The organism is Acidisoma sp. 7E03 (assembly GCF_054665075.1).
The window spans coordinates 303,718-323,242 of sequence record NZ_BAAFHE010000002.1; the positions used below are offsets into that span (position 1 = coordinate 303,718).

Consider the following 19,525-nt stretch of genomic DNA (forward strand, 5'->3'; position numbering starts at 1 on the left):
TCATGAGCGCGACATCGAAGATCGGACGGACGCCGCCTGGGATTCCTCACTACAAGCTGCCTTGGAGCAAGTCCTTCGTGGCGCCGGAAGGCGCTCCGGGCCATCGTCGCATCGCGCTGCCGCCTATCCTCGCGGCCATCATGATGGCCGCCGCCGGCATCGTCATCCTATTGCCGGGGAAGCCCGCACCGAGCGGGGCGACCGTCTCCGAACGCTCGTTCCGGATCGACCAGCAGGCAGACGGGCTGATCGTGATGCGTGACGCGACGACCGGTGCTGCGCTCGATATCCTGCGCAAGGACGGGGACGGTTTCACGCGCGGGGTGCTGCACAGCATCGCGCTGCGGCGGGCCAAGCTCGGCATGAGCCAGGAAACGCCGCTCACCTTGCACGCAACCGCGGACGGGCGGCTGATCCTCGCCGACCCGCCGACGGAGACGGTGATTGATCTGGAAGCCTTTGGTTCGGCGAACGAAGCGGCCTTTGCCGCCTTGCTGCCGCATCCGGTTCGGGAGGTCGCGCCATGAAGATCGTCCAAGCCCGTTGCCTGCTCGACCTCGGGCAGACGCCCGCGAGCTTTCACGCCTATGCCATTCCACTCGACATCGAGATCCGCCCTGGGGACCAGGTTCTGCTGCACGACGCACCGGGCGGCATCGCCTTCAATGAGCAGATGGTGCGGGAATGCCGCATGACGGTGCGGCGCGCCGGCCCGCTGCGGCGGGCCTGGACGAAGGCGGTCGAGATTTTCGCTCTGACGGAACTATACGAAGTCGGCTTTGACGCAGGGGGCGCACAATGAGTACGACGGAGCGCGCACGCGCGCAGGCGATCAATGAGAGCACCAAGTCGGCGGTCGAGAACACGGTGCTGAGCCCGCGCTTCTACACCACCGATTTCGACTATATGGACAAGCTGAACGTCGATCGGGTGAGAGGCGAGTGGGACGGCCTGATCGCCGAGATGCGCAGCGACCCGAACCGCAACCACTTCATCCGCGATCAGCGCTTCGACGAGGATTTCTCGGCGATGGAGCCGGAGCTGAAGCGCGAGTTCCTGGACTTTCTGGTGAGCTCAGTGACGGCCGAATTCTCCGGATGCGTGCTTTACGCCGAAATCAAGAAGCGCATCACCAACCCCGATGTGCGCGAGCTCTTCAGCGTCATGGCGCGGGACGAAGCGCGGCATGCCGGCTTCATCAACGACACGCTGAAGGATTTCGGCGTCGGCGTCGATCTCAGTTTCCTGACGAAGGCGAAAAAGTACCACTACTTCCGGCCGAAGTTCATCTTCTACGCCACTTACCTGTCCGAGAAGATCGGCTATGCGCGCTACATCACCATCTACCGGCAGCTTGAGCGGCACCCCGAGAACCGGATCCACCCGATCTTCCAATGGTTCGAGAATTGGTGTGGTGACGAGTTTCGGCATGGCGAGGCCTTCGCCCTGCTGATGCGCGCCGATCCAAAGTTGACCAGCGGCATCAACAAGCTTTGGATCCGCTTCTTCCTGCTCGCGGTCTTCGCGACGATGTATGTGCGCGATCATGCCCGGCCCGTCTTCCACAAGGCGCTCGGTCTCGATCCCACCGACTATGATTACCAGGTGTTCCACGTCACCCAGGCGATCGCCCGCCAAGTCTTCCCCGTAGAGCTCGCGATCGACGATCCTCGGTTCCGTGCCGGTCTGGAGCGGCTGCGGCGCATCGGCCTCAAGATGCAGGCGGCTAAGCGGCAGGGTTTTCTCTTCGGCCGGGCGCGGCGTCTCGCGCTGATGGGCCAGGCGGCGGTGACCTTCCTGCGGCTCTTTCTCTTGCCGACGAAGCGGAACGCCATGCCGGCGCAGATCCGCATGGCGCCGGCCTGGTAGGCGCGGGCAGGAAAGGAGAGATCCATGGTCCTTTATGTGTGGCCGGCGCTTTACGCTCTGTTCCTCTGGTGGTTCAGCACCGGCGTTATCATGTATCTCGACGGTCTGCCGCAGCGAACCTTCAAGTGGAGCATTCTCGGCGCCACCGCACTGATGGTCTTCTCGCTCTGGGGCATCTTTGCCAGCCGCAACGACGCGAGCGTCTTCGGCGCCTATTGTGCCTTTTCCTGTGGCCTGCTCGCCTGGGGGTGGCAGGAAATCAGCTTCTACATGGGCGTGGTCACCGGGCCGCGCAAGCAGCCCTGCCCGGAAGGCTGCGGCGGCTGGCGCCACTTCGGCCACGCCATTCAGACCAGCCTCTGGCATGAACTGGCGATCATCGCCTCCGGCGCGGCGATCGTCGCCCTCACCTGGGGGGCGGCCAATCAAATCGGCATGTGGACCTTCATGGTCCTGTGGTGGATGCATCAAAGCGCCAAGCTCAACGTCTTCCTGGGCGTGCGCAATCTGAACGAGGAATTCCTCCCCGAACACCTCCAGTTTCTGAAGTCCTTCCTCACCAAGAAGCCGATGAACCTGCTGTTCCCGGTCTCGATCACGGTTTCTACGGTGATCCTCGTCAAGCTGGTGCAGGCCGCGCTACATGCCACCGGCAATGGCTTCGCGGCGGCAGGCTTCAGCTTCCTCGCCATGCTCATGGGCCTCGCCATTCTCGAACATTGGCTCTTGATGCTGCCGCTGCCGGCCGCGGCGCTCTGGGGCTGGAGCCTCAAATCCCGGCGGGCCGCCAAGCCCTTCGACGCGGAAGTGGTCTCGGGCTTCCTCGGTGCCGGCAAGACCACCTTCATGCGGGCCCGGCTGCAGACGGCCGGGCCGCGCACCGTGGTCTTGGTCAATGATTTCGCGAGCGTGGGGGTGGATGGCTCTCTTCTGCGGGAGCGCGGCGCGGACGTCGTGGAACTGCCCAATGGCTGCATCTGCTGCAGCCTCCGCAAGGACCTCGCCGCACAGCTGAAAGCGGTGGTGGCCCAGTGGTCTCCCGAGCGCGTGCTGATCGAACCGAGTGGCGTTGCGGATCTCGCCTCGCTGCTCGGGGTGATGCGTGCCCCCGATCTGGCGCCCTTGGTGCGCAGCCTCGCCGTCACCACCGTCATCGACGGTGGCGCCTTCCTGCGCGACTACGGCCGCCTACCGGCGCAGCTCGATGCTCAGGCGCGGCTGTCCTCGCTGCTCGTGGTCAACAAGGTCGATCTCGTGGGGCCCTCGGAACTCGCGATGGTGGAGACGACGCTGCGCAGCCTCAACCCTATGGCGCCGATCCTGCGCGCGCGTTTCGGCCTGGCTGCGGCAGGGCCGATCCTGCCGCAGGTCCTGCCGGCGGAGGCGCCGGCCCATGACCATGACGATGGCCATCACCACGAAGCCGTGCAGCATCACGACCATGCGCACGGTCACGCCCATCACCATGACCATCATCACGACGACGATCATCATGCCCACGATCATGTGCATGGCGATGCCCTCTCCTTTGACTCGTGGAGCGGACTGATCCAGGCGCCGGTCGAGCCGGAATCGCTGCTCATGCTGCTCGGCCGGCTGGCGGATGGCGTGGCCGGGGACATCGAGCGGCTGAAGGGAATCGCCCGCATGGGTGACGGCTGGGTGCGCTTCGATATCGCAGGCGGGCGGCCCTCCATGGCCGCCTTCGCCCCCAAAAGCGAGGAGACGGCGCGGGTCATCGCGATCGGGCGGCACCTCGACCATGCCGTGCTCTCAGCGCTCTTCGGCGCGCAGGGCGCGCCGGACGACCGGACCTTGCCGCTCTCGGCGGTTGCCTGAACAAAATCCCAGAAAGGGAGACGAGGCGATGGATTACCAGGAGTTCTTCCAGCAGCGGATCGAGGATCTCAAGCGGAACGGCAACTATCGCCGCTTCGCCGAGCTGGAAAGATCGCCTGGAACCTTTCCCCACGTCTCGCTCGCCGGTGGCCGGCCCGTCACCGTCTGGTGCTCGAACGACTATCTCGGCATGGGACAGAATCCGCATGTCATCGCCGCCATGCATGCGGCGCTCGATCGGAATGGCGCCGGCGCCGGAGGCACGCGCAACATCTCGGGCACCAACGCGACCCACGTCGCGCTCGAGCGCGCCCTTGCAAGCCTGCACGGCAAGGAAGCCGCCCTCCTGTTCAACTCAGGCTACATGTCGAACTGGGCGAGCCTCAGCACGCTCGCATCGAAGATTCCGGGTTGTGTCGTCTTCTCGGATGCTTCGAACCACGCCTCGATGATCGAAGGCATCCGCCACAGCCGCGTGCGCTGCGAGGTCTTCGCCCACAACGACGCCGCCGATCTCGACCGCCGCATGGCCGCGTTTCCGGCCGAGACGCCGAAGCTCGTCGCCTTCGAATCCGTCTATTCCATGGATGGCGACATCGCGCCGATCGCGGCCATCTGCGACGTCGCGGAGCGGCATGGTGCGATGACCTATCTCGACGAGGTCCATGCCGTCGGCATGTATGGACCGCGCGGCGCAGGAATCGCGGCGCGCGAGGGGCAGGCGCATCGTCTGACCATCATCGAGGGCACCCTTGCCAAGGGGTTTGGCGTCATCGGCGGCTATATTGCGGGCTCCGCCGCGGTCTGCGACTTCGTCCGGTCCTTCGCCTCCGGCTTCATCTTCACGACTGCGCTGCCGCCGATGATCGCGGCGGGCGCGCTCGCTGCCATCCAGGAGCTGGCCGGGCGGGACGATCTGCGCGCCCGCCATGCCGAGCGCGTCGCCCGCGTCCGCGCGGCGCTCGAGGCGGAAGGCGTGCCGCATTATGCGAATCCGAGCCACATCGTACCGGTGATCGTCGGTGACCCGGTGAAATGCCGCGCGATGACGGACATCCTGCTCGACGAGTTCGGAATCTACGTGCAGCCGATCAACTACCCCACGGTGCCGCAAGGCACGGAACGGCTGCGCATCACGCCGTCTCCCCTGCACAGCGATGCGGACATCGCCCATCTCGCGGCATCGCTGGGTCAGGTCTGGTCCGCCTTCCAGCTGCGCCGGGCCGCATGAGCGCGGTCCTCGCCGCCGCGGGCGAGCGGGCAGCGCCGGCCGCCATGGCGCCGGCGCCGCGGCAGGGTGCCTATCCCTTCAGCGCCATCGTCGGCCAGGCGGAAATGAAGCTCTGCCTGATCCTGGCCGCGGTCGATCCCGGCATCGGCGGCGTTTTGCTGATGGGGGATCGCGGCACCGGGAAATCGACGGCAGTGCGGGCGCTGGCCGGGCTGCTGCCGCCGATGCGGGTGATCGCAGACTGTCCCTACCACTGCGATCCGGCGGGGGATCGCGCGTCTTGCCCCGTCTGCGGGGGCACGGCAGCCGCGCCCCGCCGCGAACATCTGGCGCCTGTCCCGACGGTCGATCTGCCGCTTGGCACGACGGAAGACCGGCTGGTCGGCGCGCTCGATCTCGAACGTGCTCTGGTCGACGGGGTGAAGCAGTTTCAGCCCGGCCTTCTGGCCCGCGCCCATCGCGGCTTCCTCTACATCGACGAGGTCAACCTGCTCGAAGATCATCTCGTCGATCTGCTGCTGGACGTTGCGGCCTCGGGAGAGAACGTCGTCGAGCGCGAGGGGCTCAGCCTGCGGCATCCCGCGCGTTTCGTGCTCGTCGGCAGCGGCAATCCGGAGGAGGGTGATCTTCGCCCGCAGCTGCTCGATCGCTTCGGCCTGGCGGTTGAGGTAACAACGCCCACGGATCTTGCGGAGCGCGTCGCGGTGTTGCGCCGGCGCGATGCCTTTGACGTCGACCCGGCAGCCTTCCGCGCGGAATGGGCGGAGGCGGAGCGCGATCTCGGCCACCGCATTCTGGCGGCGCGCGTGCGGCTCGGCAGCATGGACACGCCGGATGCCGTGGTGGAGCTGGCGGCGCGGCTCTGCATTGCCCTCGGCACCGATGGTCTGCGCGGCGAACTCACCCTGCTGCGCGCTGCCCGTGCGCTCGCTGCCTTTGAAGGGGGGGCCGGCGTGGGTCCCGCGCATGTGCAGCGGGTGGCGCTGCCGGCATTGCGGCATCGGCTCCGGCGCAGTCCGCTGGACGAGGCCGGGGCAGGTCCGCGGGTGGACCGTGCGCTGGCCGAGGTTTTCGGCGCACCATGAACGGCAGCTCCCCTGCCGCCGCGCCCTGGGCGCTGGCATGCACGGTGGCGCAGCTCTTCGCCTCCGATCCCTGCGGCACGGGCATCCATGTCCGCTCGGCCGCGGGGCCGGTGCGAGACCGCTTCCTCGCGCTGCTTCGGGCGCTGCGACCGGCGGGCACGCCGTGGCGGCGCTGCCCCGCCAGCATCGGGGACGACCGGCTGCTCGGCGGCCTGGATCTCGCGGCGACCCTCGCGCAGGGGCGGGCGGTCGTGGCACGCGGCCTGCTGGCCGAGGCGGATGGTGGCATCGTAGTCATCGCCGCGGCTGAGCGACTGGATGGCGGCTCCGCCGCCCGTCTCGCGACCGCTCTCGAGACCGGCCGCGTGGTCGCCGAGCGGGAGGGCGTCGCGCTGAGCCATCCGGCCCGGTTCGGTCTCGTGCTGCTCGACGAAGGCACGGAGGACAGCGTGCCGTCTGCCTTGAAGGACAGGCTGGCCTTTCGCGTCGATCTCGACGGCATCCGCGTCTCCGAAACCGCCACGGCCCTGTCGGAGGTGCAGAGCGCGACCGGACAGGTTACCGCTCCGCTTGTGATGTTAGAGGCGCTGTGTGCGACTGCGGCGGCGCTGGGCGTCCGCTCGCTTCGGGCCGAGCGTCTGGCGCTCCGCGTCGCGCGCACGGCGGCCGCTCTGGCCGGGCGCGCAGCGGTGACGGAGACGGATGCGGAATGTGCCGCCCGCCTCGTGCTCGCCCACCGCGCGACACGGCTGCTGCAACCGGCCGCATCCTCCGGTGACGCCGCGGGGGAGGAGGCGGGCGATCCGCCATCGGCCACGCCCGGCGAGACGGCGGAGGGTGAAACGGCCGAGGCGCCGGAGATGGACGAGGCTTTGGCCGAGGCCGTGCTCGAAACCGCGGTCGCCGCCCTGCCGCCCGATTGTCTCGCCCAGCTCGCCGCGGGCAGCCAGGGGGCGCGGGCAGGGGGGCGGCAGTCGGGCCGGTGCACGGCGCGCGGCGCTTTGGCCCGGCCTGTGCTGTCCCGTCACGGCCGCCCTCTGGCCGCGCGGCGCGGACGGCCCGGTAGCGACCTGCGGCTCGATCTCGTCGCCACCTTGCGTGCGGCAGCGCCCTGGCAGCGCCTGCGCGGCCGGCCGGACGGCCGGGCGATGGCGTTCCGTGTGGAGGATCTGCATCTGCGCCGCACGGTGTCTCTGCCCCGCACCACGACGCTCTTCGTCGTCGATGCGTCAGGCTCCGCCGCCTTCCATCGTCTCGCGGAAGCCAAGGGCGCGGTCGAGCTGATGCTGGGCGAATGCTATCTGCGGCGCGATCAGACGGCACTCCTCGCCTTCCGCGGCACCGAGGCGTCTCTGCTCCTGCCGCCGACCGGTGCCTTGGCACGCGCCCGGCGCAGCCTGAGCGCCCTGCCGGGCGGAGGCGCGACGCCGCTCGCCGCTGGCATTGCCGCCGCCACCACCCTGGCCGAAAGCCTGCAGCGCCGGGGCGAGACGCCCAAGGTCGTACTGCTGACGGATGGCCGCGCCAACGTCGCGCTGGATGGCACGCTGGACCGCACCCGCGCCTTGGCCGATGCCGAGCGTGTGGCGCGGGTCCTCCGCATGCGGGGCACGCCTGCGCTCGTCATCGACATCTCACCGCGCCCGCAGCCGGAGGCCGGGCGCATCGCCCAGGCGCTGGGCGCCCGCCTGCTGGCGCTGCCGCGCGCTGATGCGGCTGCCCTCAGCCGCGCGGTGAGGGCTGCGTGATGATCGGGGCACCGGATTGGACGAGGGATGGTCGGGACTGGCCCAATCGGGCCACCAGCCGTTTTCTGCTCGCAGGCGGCCTACGCTGGCACGTGCAGGTGATGGGGCAGGCGCCTGATCGGCCGCGGCCCGTGCTGCTGCTGTTGCACGGCATGGGCGCCTCCACCCACTCCTGGCGCGGTCTCGCGCCGCTGTTGGCGGAGCGTTTCACGGTCGTTGCCCCTGATCTTCCGGGCCATGGCTTCACCAGCCATCCGGTGGCGGCGCAGATGACCTGCAGCGGCATGGCGCGGTCCGTCGCCGCCCTTCTGAAAGCACTGGGCACGCCGCCTGCGATGATCGTCGGCCATTCCGCCGGCGCCGCGGTCGCCGCCCGGCTGGTGATGCTGCGCCTCGTCCCCCCGGTGCCCATCGTCAGCCTCAACGGCGCGCTGGCGCCGATGCCGCAGCATCAAGGCGCGCTCTATTCGCTCATGGCCCGGCTGCTGACGAACAATCCCGCGGTATCGTGGATTTTTGCGCTGCAGGCACGACAGCAGAAGACGGTGGACCGGCTGCTCTCCGCAACCGGGTCCCGTGTCGACGGCGATGGGCGCAAATTCTACGGCCGGCTGATGAGCCGCCCGGGTCACGTGGCGGGGGCATTGTCCATGATGGCACGCTGGAACTTGGACGATCTCGACCTGCGGCAGCTCACCGTGCCGGTGACCTTGGTCGTCGGTGACAAGGACGGCATGGTGCCGCCGAAGGATGCGCCACGCTTGCAGGCGCTGCTGCCGCAGGCGCGGATCGTCTCGCTGCCGGGTCTCGGCCATCTCGCGCATGAGGAAGAACCGGCGCTGTTGGCCCGGCTAATCGTGGGGGCTACACCCGCCCACCCCACGCAGCCATCGCCGCTGCCGCTGGCGGATTGCGCATGACCGCGCTCTTCGCTCAGGGCCGGGTGATCGACGTCATCCTGCTCCTCGTCCTCGCCGAGGCGATCGGCCTGGTGCTGCTGCGCCGCGCGACGGGCAGGGGCCTGTCCCCCGCTGCGGTGCTGGCCAATCTCGCAGCGGGTGCCTTCCTGCTCGGCGCACTCCGCTTCGGGCTGGCCGGCGCCGGGGCCGGCTGGGTCGCGCTCTGTCTCGCCCTCGCGCTGGTCGCGCATCTCGCTGATCTCCGCACGCGGTGGCTCGCATGATCGCCGCCGCGGACCTTGCCGCCTGCAAGGCGAGCCTGCACACCGGGTCGCGCTCCTTTGCGCTCGCCGCGCATTTCCTGCCGGCGCGTGTGCGGGGCCCGGCGACCGCCCTTTACGCCTTCTGCCGCGCGGCCGACGACGCGATCGATTTGAGCGATGATCAGGCGACGGCGCTCACCCGGCTGCGTGCGCGGCTGGACGGCATCTATGCCGGACGGGCCGCATCGGCGGTGGATCGGGCTTTCGCTGGTGCGGTCGCCGATGCGGGGCTGCCCCGCGCGCTGCCGGAGGCGCTGCTCGAAGGCTTCGCCTGGGATGTCGAGGCGCGGCGCTATGAGGATTTGCCCGCCCTCATCGGCTATGCGATGCGCGTTGCGGGGTCGGTCGGCGTGATGATGGCGCTGCTGATGGGCACCCGTGATCCGGCGATGCTGTCGGCCGCCTGCGATCTCGGCTGCGCCATGCAGCTCACCAACATCGCCCGCGACGTGGGCGAGGACGCGCGGGCGGGCCGGCTTTACCTGCCGCTCGCCTGGCTGCGCGAGGAAGGGATCGACGCCGACGCCTTCCTCGCCGCGCCGTGCTTCTCGCCCGCCCTCGGCCGCGTCGTCGCCCGGATCCTGGCCGAGGCCGCGGCGCTCTATGAACGCGCGGAGCCGGGGATCGACCGCCTGCCGGCGCGAAGCCGCCCCGCCATTCGTGCCGCGCGCCTGCTCTATGACGGGATCGGCGAGGCCGTGGCCCGTTGCGGCCATGATTCGGTCTCGCAACGGGCGGTGGTGCCCGGCATGCGCAAGCTGCGGCTGCTGTCGGCCTGCCTCTTCGCCAGCGGCAAGCCGCTGCTGGCGCCCGCGGCGGCGGGCCGGTTCCTCGTCGATGCGGTGTGGCCGGACTCCCCGGCTGCCCCGGCGCAGCCAGCCTGGCAGAAGGTGGACGACAAGATTGGATGGGTGGTCGAGCTTTTCGCTCGCCTCAATGAACTGGATCGGGCCCATGAACGTTCTGAACCCAGCGCTGCCAAGCACGCGGCAGAAGCCTAGCCGCAGCCTGCACCGCTTCGCCAATCCGGGGCGGTTCCTGCGGCTCTCCGGCCGGGTGTTGCCCTGGCTGGCGGTGAGCGCGGCCGTCGTTACGCTCGTCGGCCTCGTCTGGGGACTGTTCTTCTCTCCCGTCGATTGGCAGCAGGGCGATGCGGTGCGGATCATGTATGTCCACGTGCCTGCCGCCTGGCTTGCCTCCATGGGTTATGGCGCGCTTGCGGTCTGCGGCTTGATCTCGATCGTCTGGCGGCATCCCCTGGCGGATCTCGCCGCGATGGAGATCGGCCCCATCGGTGCGGTCTTCACCGCGGTTTGCCTCGTCACCGGCAGCCTCTGGGGCAAGCCCATGTGGGGCGCCTGGTGGGTGTGGGACGCGCGCCTCACCTCGGTGCTCGTGCTCTTTTTCCTCTATCTGGGCCAGATCGCGCTGATCCGCGCCTTCGACAACGAGCAGCGCGGCTTTCGCGCCGCGGCCATCCTCGCCCTCGTCGGTGCGGTCAATCTTCCCATCATCAAGTTCAGCGTTGACTGGTGGAACACGCTGCACCAGCCGGACACGATCCATCTCTTCGGCCAGACGACGATGCCGCCCTCGATGCTCGACCCGCTTCTGGTCTCGGCGTTGGGCTTCACCCTGCTCTTTGCCGCCCTCGTATTGACGAGGCTACGCGCCGCAGTGATGGAGCGGCGCATACGGTCGCTGCTGATGGCGCGGATGCAGCGGTCCGAGGGAGGTGTTGCATGACCAATCTCCCCTATATCCTGGCGGCCTATGCGGTGGTCGTCGTGTCCTGTCTCGCACTCTCCGGCCAGGCCTGGGCGCGTCACCGGACCGCGCGGCGGCGCCTCGCGGCGCTGGAGGCGGACAGCCCGCGCCGCCGGATGGGGCGCCCCGCATGATGATGAAACGCAAGCATCGCCGGCTTTGGCTGGTCGGCGCCTGCCTGGTCGGCTTCGGCAGCGCGACTGCGCTCGCCCTCTCCGCCTTCAGTGGCGACATCGTCTACTTCATGCTGCCGGGGGCGGTGTTGACCCAGCATCCGCCGCCGGGCCGCGTCTTCCGTCTGGGCGGCATGGTGGCGGAAGGCAGCCTCCATTACGTGACGATCGACGGCCAGCCCGGCGCGCGTTTCGGCGTCACAGATGGGCGCGGCCATGTCGTGCCGGCCAGCTATGTCGGCGTGCTGCCCGATCTGTTCCGGGAGGGGCAGGGCGTCGTCGCCGTGGGTGCGATGAACCGCGCCGGCGCCTTCCAGGCGAGCGAGGTGCTGGCCAAGCACAGCGCCGACTACATGCCGCCCGAAGTGGAGCAGGCGCTGAAGAAGGACGGGCTGTGGAATCCGGCCACGGGCAGGCCGCCACCAGCGGCAGCCTTCAACGGCGGTCTGGCGAAATCCGAAACCAAGCTTGCAGGCGGCTGAGGGCGGGGAGGGAAGAGGCGCATGATTCCGGAACTCGGCCATTTCGCCATCGCGCTCGCCTGCGTCATCGCGGCGGCTCAGGCGGCGCTCTCCATCTGGGGCGCGCATCGGCAGGATGCGCGGCTGATCGCGGCGGCCCCGGCGCTCGCACTCGGCCAATTCATCGCCGTCGGCTTTTCCTTCCTGGCGTTGATCTGGAGCGGCGTCGTCTCCGACTTCTCGGTGATGAACGTCGCCGAATATTCCAGCGCGCTCACACCGCTGATCTACAAGATCACCGGCACCTGGGGGAACCACGAAGGCTCGATCCTGCTGTGGTGCTTCATCCTGGCGCTGTGCGGCGCCGCCATCGCCGTCTTCGGCCGTGGATTGCCCTCCGCGCTCCGCGCCCGGGTGATCGGCGTGCTGGGCGCGGTCGCCTGCGGCTTCCTGCTCTTCACGCTCACCGCCTCCAACCCGTTCAACCGTGTCTGGCCGCCGCCCGCGGACGGGCAGGGCGTCAACCCGCTGCTGCAGGACCCGGGCCTCGCCTTCCATCCTCCCATTCTCTACGCCGGCTATGTCGGCTTCTCGATCGCCTTTGCCTTCGCCGTCGCCTCTCTGCTCGAAGGCCGCGTCGATGCCGCCTGGGGCCGCTGGGTGCGGCCCTGGACGCTCGCTGCCTGGTGCTTCCTCACCGCCGGCATCGCGCTCGGTTCCTGGTGGAGCTATTACGAACTGGGCTGGGGCGGCTACTGGTTCTGGGACCCGGTCGAGAACGCCTCGCTGCTGCCCTGGCTCACCGGCACCGCGCTGCTGCATTCTGCGATCGTGGTGGAGAAGCGCGAGGCGCTGAAGATCTGGTCCGTCTTGCTCGCCATCATCACCTTTTCGCTAAGCCTCTCCGGCACCTTCCTGGTGCGATCGGGCTTGCTCAACTCGGTGCATGCCTTCGCGACCGACCCGACGCGCGGCATCTTCATCCTCGCTTTGCTCGGCCTCGTCATCGGCGGCTCGCTGTTGCTCTTTGCGCTGCGCGCGCCGATCCTCGTGCCGGCGGGCCTCTTCTCCCCGATCTCGCGTGAAGGTGCGCTCGTGCTCAACAACATCCTGCTGTGTTCGATCATGGCGGTGGTGCTGGCGGGGACGATGTATCCGCCCTTCGTCCAACTGCTCTTCGGTCAGCAGATCAGCGTCGGCGCACCCTTCTTCAACAGCACCGCCATTCCTCTGGCGGTGCCGGTGATGGCGGCGATGGGCTTGGGGCCCGTGCTCTCCTGGAAGCGTGCGGCGCTCGCACCCGCGCTGATCCGCCTGTGGTGGGCGGTGTTGATCGCCTTCGTCCTGACCGCGATCACCTTCCACGGCCTGGGCGGCGTCGCCGCCGTGGGCTTCGGTTTCGCGCTCTGGATGGTGCTCTCCGCCGCCGCCGAACTGGTCGAGCGCAGCCGCCTCTTCCGGGTGCCGCTCGGCGTCAGCTGGTCCCGCCTGCGCTTGCTGCCGCGCGCAAGCTACGGTGCGGCCATCGGCCATGCCGGGCTCGGCGTCACGGTCGCCGGCATGGTCGGCATGACGCTCGCGACGCATACGATCCAGCTCGTCCACCCGGGGCAGACGGTGAAGAGTGGCGGCTATGACTGGACGCTGCTATCGCTCAGCGACGTGCCCGGGCCCAATTTCATGGCGCGAGTGGCGACCTTGCAGGTGACGGATCCAAAGACCGGTGCGCTGATCGCCACCATGCATCCCGCCAAGCGCGCCTTTCCCGTGCAGCAGCAAACGACGACCGACGTCTCCATCCAGACGAACGGCCTGCGCGACCTCTATGTCGCCATGGGCGATGAGCGGGACGGCGGGGTGGTGCTGCGCATCCACGTCAATCCTCTGGCACCTTGGATCTGGTTCGGGGCGATGATCATGGCGGCGGGTGGCGCGCTGTCGCTCTCCGACCGGCGGTTGCGGATCGGTGCGCCGGTGCGCTTGCGCCGTCGCGCCCCCCGCGCGGATGCCGTGGTGGCTGCCGAATGAGCGATGTGCCGCACAGCCTGCCGCGTCCCTCTCTCCTGGGCCGGCGCCTTCTGCTGGGCTCGCCGCTCGCCGTGTTGGCGGCAGCGGGCGGTGGCTGGGCGATGATGCTGGCCCGCATGCAGAAAGGCGAGTTCGACCCGCACAGCCTGCCGAGCCAGCTCATCGGACGGAAGGTGCCGGCGTTCACCCTGCCGGGTCTCGCAGGCGGGGGATTCACCAGTGCCGAGCTGCAGGCGCCGGGCCGGCCGATGCTGGTCAACTTCTTCGCCTCCTGGTGCGCGCCCTGTGCGCAGGAAGCGGCCGTGCTTGCCGAAGTTGCGCGCCAGGGGCTGCCTGTCTGGGGCATCGCCTACAAGGATGCGCCCGCATCGACCCGTGCCTTCCTCGCCCAGCATGGCAATCCCTACGCCCGCGTGGCTGTGGACAGGCCCGGCTTGGTCGCGATCAACTGGGGCGTGTACGGGGTGCCCGAGACCTATTTCATCGATGCCGGCGGCATCGTCCGCTGGCGCTATGCAGGCGCGCTCACCGATGCCGTGGTCCGGCGCGATCTCGTGCCGCTGCTGCAGCGGGCGGAGAGGACGGCATCATGACGCGCGGCGCGCTCTCCTTTGCGACCTTGTTGCTAGGTCTCCTGCTGGCGCTGGGCGCCGCGCGCGCGGTGAGCGATCCGCAGGAATTGCTCGCCAATCCGGTACAAGAAGCGCGGGCCGAAGCCATCGGCGAGCAGCTGCGCTGCCTCGTCTGTCAGAACGAGAGCATCGAGGCGAGCGACGCCGACCTCGCGCGCGACATCCGCACCCTCATCCGCCAGCAGGTGGTGGCGGGCCGGTCCGATCGGCAGATCATCGATTACATGGTGCAACGCTATGGGGACTTCATCCTGCTCAAGCCCCCCTTCGACGCCATGACCGCCCTGCTGTGGGCGACGCCGGTCCTCGCCCTGCTACTCGGTCTCGGCGTCGCCTTCTTCGCCCTGTGGCAGCGCAAGCGCCGGCCCCAGCAGGGGCCCATGCCGCTGACCGAGACGGAGCGCGCTCACCTCGAACGGTTGTTACGCCCATGATCTGGATAGGCTTCTTGCTGCTGTCGCTGGCGGTCATGACCCCCTTCCTGGTGGCGCAGACGCGCACCCGTCTGCGCGGCAGGCGGGAGGCCGCGCTCGGTCTCTATCGTGCGCAGCTCGGGGAATTGGCCCAGGAGGCCGATCGCGGCCGCATCGGTGCGGCGGAATTCGCCCAGGCGCGGCTGGAGATCGAGCGCCGGCTGCTCGCCATGGCCGAGATGGCGGAGGAGGCGCTGCCGCGGCCGGGCCGGATCGGCTGGCTGCTGCCCGCGCTCGTGGTAATTTTGCCGCTGGCGGGTTTGGCCCTCTATCTGCCGGGGGCGACGCCCGAGATGCCGGCCGCCCCGCTCGCACCGCGCATCGCGGCGGCCGAGGCGCAGATGCAGCAGGCGCAGGCGATGCGCGCCATGCTGGAGGCGAAGCTCGCGACGCTCGATCCGCATGGCGAACAGGCGCGCCAGGGCTTCGTGCTGCTCGGCAATCTCGCGGCCAGCATGGGGGATCCGGTCGCCGCCTCTGCGGCCTGGGCCAAGGCGCTTGCCATCCGCTCCGATCCGCAACTCGCGGCGTTGAAGGCGCAAGCCGATGCGACCGCGGCAGGGCAGTCTCCGTCCGCCCCGTAGGCTGAGCGGCCTGCCTCCCCTCGAGGCGTCTACTGCGCCACGCGCATCATCTGCGGGCGGCAGCGCGCACTCGACCAACAACAAAAACGGCCCCGAAGGACCGTTCCAGACCGTCTGATTTCCTTGTAGGAAATTGGAGCGGGCGAAGGGATTCGAACCCTCGACCCCAACCTTGGCAAGGTTGTGCTCTACCCCTGAGCTACGCCCGCGCTCCGTTGAGGCGGTTTCTATGCGGGTTACGAAGTGATTGCAAGGGGTGTCCGGCCATGCCGCCATGCATTCGCCCCTCTAGCGCGAATCACCGTTTTCCGATCCGCCTTGCGGCAGGCGCGATGCCGCCCGGCCGTGCGGGCAGAGGTTTGGGCTTGCGCCGGATGGCAGTATGATCATGTGAACCAGCATTCAGAGACGGACGCTCCACCTATGGACCTGACATTCGGCCAGTCCCCGGCCCCCGGTGCCGCCGCTCCCGCCATCATCGACGGCAGCCAGGCGACCTTCATGCAGGACGTGATCGAGGCGTCGCGCACGCTGCCCGTGATCGTCGATTTCTGGGCCACCTGGTGTGGCCCCTGCAAAACCCTCACCCCCGCGCTCGAGAAGGTGGTGACGGCAGCAGGCGGCCGCGTTCGCCTCGTCAAGATCGACGTCGATGCCAACCGCGCCCTCGTCGCCCAGCTCAGCCAGCTCGGCCTGCCGCTGCAATCCGTGCCGACGGTCGCCGCCTTCTGGCAGGGGCAGATTGCGGATCTCTTCCAGGGCGCCCTGCCCGAGAGCGAGGTCCGCCGCTTCGTCGAGGCGCTGCTGAAGATGGCCGGCGGCACCATGCCGGCGGCCGATCTCCTGGCGGCCGCCCGTGCGGCGCAGGAGGAAGGAGACATTGAGGGCGCGGCCGAACTGTTCCAGGCCATGCTGCAGGAAGAGCCCGAGAAGCCGGAAGCCTGGGGCGGGCTCATCCGCTGCTTCCTGGCCGCCGGCCGGCTGGAGGAGGCGGAGGCGCTGCTCGGCGAAGTGCCGCCCAAGATCGCGGAGCACGCCGAGGTCTCAGGTGCCCGCAGCGCCTTGGCCCTTGCCCGCGAAGGGGCGGCGGCACGCGGCCATCTGGCGGAGCTCGAAGCCAAGCTCGCCGCCAATCCGGACGATCTGGCCGCGCGCTACGAACTGGCGACGGCCTACAACGCCACGGACCGGCGCGAGGAGGCGGCCGCCGCTCTCCTCGACATCATGAAGCGCGAACGCGGCTGGAACGGCGATGCGGCTCGGCTGCAACTGCTGAAATTCTTCGAGGCCTGGGGTTTGGAAGATCCGGTGACCATCACCGCACGGCGCCGTCTCTCCGCGCTGCTGTTCAGCTGACGATGGCATCCGGCCTGCGTCCCTTCCACCCCGCCTTTGCCGAATTGCAGACGGCGATCGCGGTCTTCCCGCTGCCGGGCGCACTGCTGCTGCCGGGCGGCCGCCTTCCCCTCAACATCTTCGAGCCGCGCTACCTCGCCATGGTCGAAACGGCCATGGCCGAAGGGCGTCTCTTCGGCATGATCCAGCCGGATGCGCGACGGCCGGAGGGTCCGCAGGGGCCGGGTCTGTTCAGCGTCGGCTGTCTCGGGCGGATCACCTCCTTCGCCGAGACGGAGGACGGCCGGCTGGTAATCTCCCTCCTTGGTCTCATTCGTTTCCGTGTGGTGGAAGAGCTGGAGATGCAGCGCGGCTTCCGCCGTCTGCAGGTTGATTACGCCCCGTTCCAGGAGGATCTGCAGCCCCCCACCGAACCCTGGGCGCTCGACCGGGAGCCGCTGCTCTCGGCCTTGCGCGGCTATTTCGACCGGCAGGGACTGAGCGCGGACTGGGACGCGATCGCCGCCCTGGATGACGAGGCACTGGTCACCGCGCTCTGCATGATCTGTCCCTTCAGCCCCTCCGAAAAGCAGGCTTTGCTCGAGGCCGAGACCGTGCCCCGGCGCGGGGTCATCCTGCTGCAGTTGCTGACTTTCGGGCTGCACGGTCCGGAGGCGGAGGGCGATGGCGCGCCCCGCCTCAGTTGAAGGAAAGATCCGCATGAACGAACGCTTGACTATCGAAGATGCGGCAGCACAGGCCGCGCCCATCCCGCAGCCCGTGGATCCGCGGCTGCTCGAAATCCTGGTCTGCCCGCTCAGCAAGCAGCCCTTGGTCTATGACCGGGAGAAGAACGAGCTGATCAGCCGGGCCGCAGGCCTCGCCTATCCGATCCGCGGCGGCATCCCGATCATGCTGCCCGAGGAGGCGCGCGCCTTGGAGAGCTGAGCCCGCTCAGCCTTCCAGCTTCGGAATGGCGCCGGCGATCAGCTCGATCTGCCGGCTGATGCGGATCAGCGCATCGGCCATCGGCTCCTCCGGCCCGGCCCCGATGGGCGGCCGGGGCGGTAGGGCGATGGGCAGGTGGCTGCCCGGCGGATAGCCGAGCAGCATCTCGCAACATTGCGCGATCCAACTGCGCCAGAGTCGCAGCGTCGCGGGGGAGACGGCAGGCGTGTCCTCGGCCGCCCATGTCACCCGCATCACGGTCAGACGGCCGGATATCCGCCGCAGCGCCGCATCGATCGTCAGCGCCGCATTGAGGTGGCGTCCCGCCACCAGCCGCGGCTCCAGCATGCTGCGGCTCAGCGCGGATTCCAGGGTATTGCTGGCAAGCCCCGCTTGGCGGCGCGCGGCGTCCGATTGGGCGGCATCGGCCTCGCCCAGCAGCTCGGCAAGCACCGTCTCCGCCATCCGCGCATGGGCGCCGATCGCGTCCTGCACCTCCACCACCGCACGCTGCGGCTGTCGACCGGGCCAGAGGGCGAGGCTGCAGAGCAGCGCCAGCACGCCGCCGATCACGGTGTAGAGGGCGCGCAGCATCGCGATCTCGACCTCCGATGCCCCGGGCGTCCCCGATTCCACCAGCAGCACGATCATCGGCGTCAGCGCGGCCAGGAACAGGCCGAAACTGACCTTGCGGAGCATGAAGGCGATGACGGCGAGCGGAAACATGCCGAGGCTGACCGTCAACGGCGTGTGCAGCAGCAGGCCGAGGCCGGCCGCGATCAAGCCGCCCAGCACGGTGCCGCCGATGCGCTCCAGCATGCGCTGCCACGTCAGGCTGAAATGCGGCTGCATGGTCATCAGCAGCGTGATGGTCAGCCAGCGTTCGTATTCGTGCTCGTGGCGCAGGGTGTAGGAGAGGCAAAGCGCAGCCGCGATCCCCGCCATGCCGGCATGGCGCAGATGGGCGGAATGGCGTGTCAGATTGGCCCGGATTGGGCTGACAAGCCGCTCTTCCCAGCCCAAGGCGGGGCGGCCGCCCGGCAGCGCCCCCGGCCGCAGATTGTCCGGCGATGCGAGCGTCACCACGACGGAGAGACGCTCGGTGATCGTCTCCACCAGCTTGCGCACCGGGTCGTAGTCGCTGAGGCCAGCGACATAGCCGCGCATCGTGTCCAGGCTGCGGGTCATGCGGGGAATGTCCGGCGGCACATCCTCGTCGATGCTATGCGCGAGGCTGCGCATTTCGTTGCGCAGGTGGCGGAGCAGGCGCAAGGCGGTCAGGCGATTGCGCACATGGCCCGCTTCCAGGATGTCGGCGAGGCCGCTCAAGGCGGCGAAGGCCTGGTCCGCGGCCTCGAGCCGCAGCCAGGCTCGGGCGACGCGCGGCGTGTTGTTCCCTTGGGCACGGGCCAGGGCAAGGATCTGGTCGCGGGCGGTCTCGATCGCGATTCGCCCGTTGCCGCGGAAGACGCGGGCATTTTCTTCCCAGCGTGCGGCGCGCGCCCGGTCATCCAGTGGGCTCGCCAGGATTTCGCGCATGTCCTGGGTCATGGCGGCGAGCGCGCGGTAGCAGTCCCCAATGGCGTGGCGGAACGGCGCCGTCGTCTGAATGCGCCAGACCAGGCTGGTGAGCACGATGGCCCAAAGGCAGCCGGCGGCGAACATGCCGCCGGCGACGAGCGCCTGGCGCAGGCTCGGCTCCGGCAGATCGACCGCAAGCACGATCCAGACCGACAGCAAATTGCCGACCTGCATGCCGGATGGGCCGTAGATGCGGGCGAAGCTCGCGCAGAAGATGGCGAGGCCGGCCAGCGGCACGGCGATCCAGAGGCCTTGCGCCCGCGCCCAGCCGAAGACGATGCCGATGGCGAAGCCGAAGGCGGTGAAGGCGAAGAGCGGCGGCAACCGCTCCTCGCCCGGCGTGCCGGCGTCGGCGAGGCAGGTGAGCAAGGCGCCGAGCGCCGTCATCAGCAGCAGCGGGAAATGCAGGAAGGCGTGCAGCACCACGAGGGCGGCGACGGACAGGCCGGCGCGCAGGCCCTCCTGCACGCTGAAACCCGTGAAGTCGAGGGCGAAGGAGGAGCGGTTCAGCGCGGTCACGGCAGAGCCAGGGTCGGGGGAGGTCGCGGC

21 protein-coding genes and 1 tRNA gene are annotated in these 19,525 nt (G+C 69.0%); 20 read left to right on the forward strand and 2 right to left on the reverse strand.

Translation table 11 applies throughout. The features are described 5' to 3' along the window. Positions 1-2 precede the first annotated feature (2 nt). From puhC to ccmI, 17 genes are read left to right on the forward strand one after another with little or no spacing between them, the layout of a single operon-like run. The gene (gene puhC / locus ACYQ6W_RS04275; protein WP_459673774.1) at positions 3-527 is read left to right on the forward strand and encodes a photosynthetic complex assembly protein PuhC; all 525 of its coding nucleotides are present in this window, start codon (positions 3-5) and stop codon (positions 525-527) included. Then, entirely contained in the window at positions 524-802 is a 279-nt protein-coding gene (locus ACYQ6W_RS04280) for a hypothetical protein (protein ID WP_459673775.1), read from the forward strand. Before puhC ends, ACYQ6W_RS04280 begins: the two co-directional genes overlap by 4 nt. Beyond that, positions 799-1,869: a magnesium-protoporphyrin IX monomethyl ester (oxidative) cyclase gene (gene acsF / locus ACYQ6W_RS04285; protein ID WP_459673777.1), complete on the forward strand. Its 1,071-nt coding sequence runs from the start codon at positions 799-801 to the stop codon at positions 1,867-1,869. The genes ACYQ6W_RS04280 and acsF overlap by 4 nt, the downstream gene beginning before the upstream one ends. A gap of 24 nt (positions 1,870-1,893) precedes the next feature. Then, a complete protein-coding gene (gene puhE / locus ACYQ6W_RS04290) occupies positions 1,894-3,708 on the forward strand; it encodes a putative photosynthetic complex assembly protein PuhE (RefSeq protein ID WP_459673778.1) in 1,815 nt (604 codons plus the stop codon). A gap of 28 nt (positions 3,709-3,736) precedes the next feature. Next, positions 3,737-4,939, forward strand: coding sequence for a 5-aminolevulinate synthase (gene hemA, locus ACYQ6W_RS04295; RefSeq protein ID WP_459673780.1), 1,203 nt, complete (start codon positions 3,737-3,739; stop codon positions 4,937-4,939). Beyond that, positions 4,936-6,024, forward strand: a complete 1,089-nt coding sequence (bchI, locus tag ACYQ6W_RS04300; protein ID WP_459673781.1) for a magnesium chelatase ATPase subunit I — start codon at positions 4,936-4,938, stop codon at positions 6,022-6,024. Before hemA ends, bchI begins: the two co-directional genes overlap by 4 nt. Further along, positions 6,021-7,772: a magnesium chelatase subunit D gene (locus tag ACYQ6W_RS04305; protein ID WP_459673782.1), complete on the forward strand. Its 1,752-nt coding sequence runs from the start codon at positions 6,021-6,023 to the stop codon at positions 7,770-7,772. The genes bchI and ACYQ6W_RS04305 overlap by 4 nt, the downstream gene beginning before the upstream one ends. After that, the gene (gene bchO / locus ACYQ6W_RS04310) at positions 7,772-8,692 is read left to right on the forward strand and encodes an alpha/beta fold hydrolase BchO (RefSeq protein ID WP_459673783.1); all 921 of its coding nucleotides are present in this window, start codon (positions 7,772-7,774) and stop codon (positions 8,690-8,692) included. The genes ACYQ6W_RS04305 and bchO overlap by 1 nt, the downstream gene beginning before the upstream one ends. Further along, the gene (locus tag ACYQ6W_RS04315) at positions 8,689-8,955 is read left to right on the forward strand and encodes a hypothetical protein (protein ID WP_459673784.1); all 267 of its coding nucleotides are present in this window, start codon (positions 8,689-8,691) and stop codon (positions 8,953-8,955) included. Before bchO ends, ACYQ6W_RS04315 begins: the two co-directional genes overlap by 4 nt. After that, a complete protein-coding gene (locus ACYQ6W_RS04320) occupies positions 8,952-9,995 on the forward strand; it encodes a phytoene/squalene synthase family protein (RefSeq protein ID WP_459673785.1) in 1,044 nt (347 codons plus the stop codon). The genes ACYQ6W_RS04315 and ACYQ6W_RS04320 overlap by 4 nt, the downstream gene beginning before the upstream one ends. Then, complete coding sequence (locus ACYQ6W_RS04325) at positions 9,949-10,740, forward strand: heme ABC transporter permease (protein WP_459673786.1); 792 nt, start codon at positions 9,949-9,951, stop codon at positions 10,738-10,740. Before ACYQ6W_RS04320 ends, ACYQ6W_RS04325 begins: the two co-directional genes overlap by 47 nt. Continuing rightward, the gene (locus tag ACYQ6W_RS04330; protein ID WP_459673787.1) at positions 10,737-10,895 is read left to right on the forward strand and encodes a heme exporter protein CcmD; all 159 of its coding nucleotides are present in this window, start codon (positions 10,737-10,739) and stop codon (positions 10,893-10,895) included. The genes ACYQ6W_RS04325 and ACYQ6W_RS04330 overlap by 4 nt, the downstream gene beginning before the upstream one ends. Positions 10,896-10,897: 2 nt before the next feature. Then, positions 10,898-11,416: a cytochrome c maturation protein CcmE gene (gene ccmE, locus ACYQ6W_RS04335; protein ID WP_459674048.1), complete on the forward strand. Its 519-nt coding sequence runs from the start codon at positions 10,898-10,900 to the stop codon at positions 11,414-11,416. 21 nt (positions 11,417-11,437) lie between these two features. Then, on the forward strand, positions 11,438-13,423 hold the full coding sequence (locus ACYQ6W_RS04340; protein ID WP_459673788.1) for a heme lyase CcmF/NrfE family subunit: 1,986 nt from the start codon (positions 11,438-11,440) through the stop codon (positions 13,421-13,423). Further along, on the forward strand, positions 13,420-14,016 hold the full coding sequence (locus ACYQ6W_RS04345) for a DsbE family thiol:disulfide interchange protein (protein ID WP_459673789.1): 597 nt from the start codon (positions 13,420-13,422) through the stop codon (positions 14,014-14,016). Before ACYQ6W_RS04340 ends, ACYQ6W_RS04345 begins: the two co-directional genes overlap by 4 nt. After that, positions 14,013-14,489, forward strand: a complete 477-nt coding sequence (locus ACYQ6W_RS04350; RefSeq protein ID WP_459673790.1) for a cytochrome c-type biogenesis protein — start codon at positions 14,013-14,015, stop codon at positions 14,487-14,489. The genes ACYQ6W_RS04345 and ACYQ6W_RS04350 overlap by 4 nt, the downstream gene beginning before the upstream one ends. Then, complete coding sequence (gene ccmI, locus ACYQ6W_RS04355) at positions 14,486-15,112, forward strand: c-type cytochrome biogenesis protein CcmI (protein WP_459673791.1); 627 nt, start codon at positions 14,486-14,488, stop codon at positions 15,110-15,112. The genes ACYQ6W_RS04350 and ccmI overlap by 4 nt, the downstream gene beginning before the upstream one ends. A 134-nt stretch (positions 15,113-15,246) precedes the next feature. Here the strand turns inward: ccmI and ACYQ6W_RS04360 are convergent. Next, a tRNA-Gly gene (locus ACYQ6W_RS04360) sits at positions 15,247-15,321 on the reverse strand. Between the two features lie 214 nt (positions 15,322-15,535). On the opposite strand from ACYQ6W_RS04360, the gene ACYQ6W_RS04365 reads away from it, so the two are divergent. The 3 genes from ACYQ6W_RS04365 to ACYQ6W_RS04375 are packed head-to-tail and all read left to right on the forward strand — an operon-like array spanning position 15,536 to position 17,395. Beyond that, entirely contained in the window at positions 15,536-16,468 is a 933-nt protein-coding gene (locus ACYQ6W_RS04365) for a tetratricopeptide repeat protein (protein ID WP_459673792.1), read from the forward strand. Between the two features lie 2 nt (positions 16,469-16,470). Then, positions 16,471-17,154, forward strand: a complete 684-nt coding sequence (locus ACYQ6W_RS04370) for an LON peptidase substrate-binding domain-containing protein (RefSeq protein WP_459673794.1) — start codon at positions 16,471-16,473, stop codon at positions 17,152-17,154. Positions 17,155-17,167: 13 nt separating this feature from the next. After that, positions 17,168-17,395, forward strand: a complete 228-nt coding sequence (locus tag ACYQ6W_RS04375; protein WP_459673795.1) for a Trm112 family protein — start codon at positions 17,168-17,170, stop codon at positions 17,393-17,395. 6 nt (positions 17,396-17,401) lie between these two features. Here the strand turns inward: ACYQ6W_RS04375 and ACYQ6W_RS04380 are convergent, their stop codons facing one another. Then, positions 17,402-19,495 (reverse strand): FUSC family protein, encoded by a 2,094-nt coding sequence (locus ACYQ6W_RS04380; RefSeq protein ID WP_459673797.1) that lies wholly within the window; start codon positions 19,493-19,495, stop codon positions 17,402-17,404. Between the last annotated feature and the right edge of the window lie 30 nt (positions 19,496-19,525).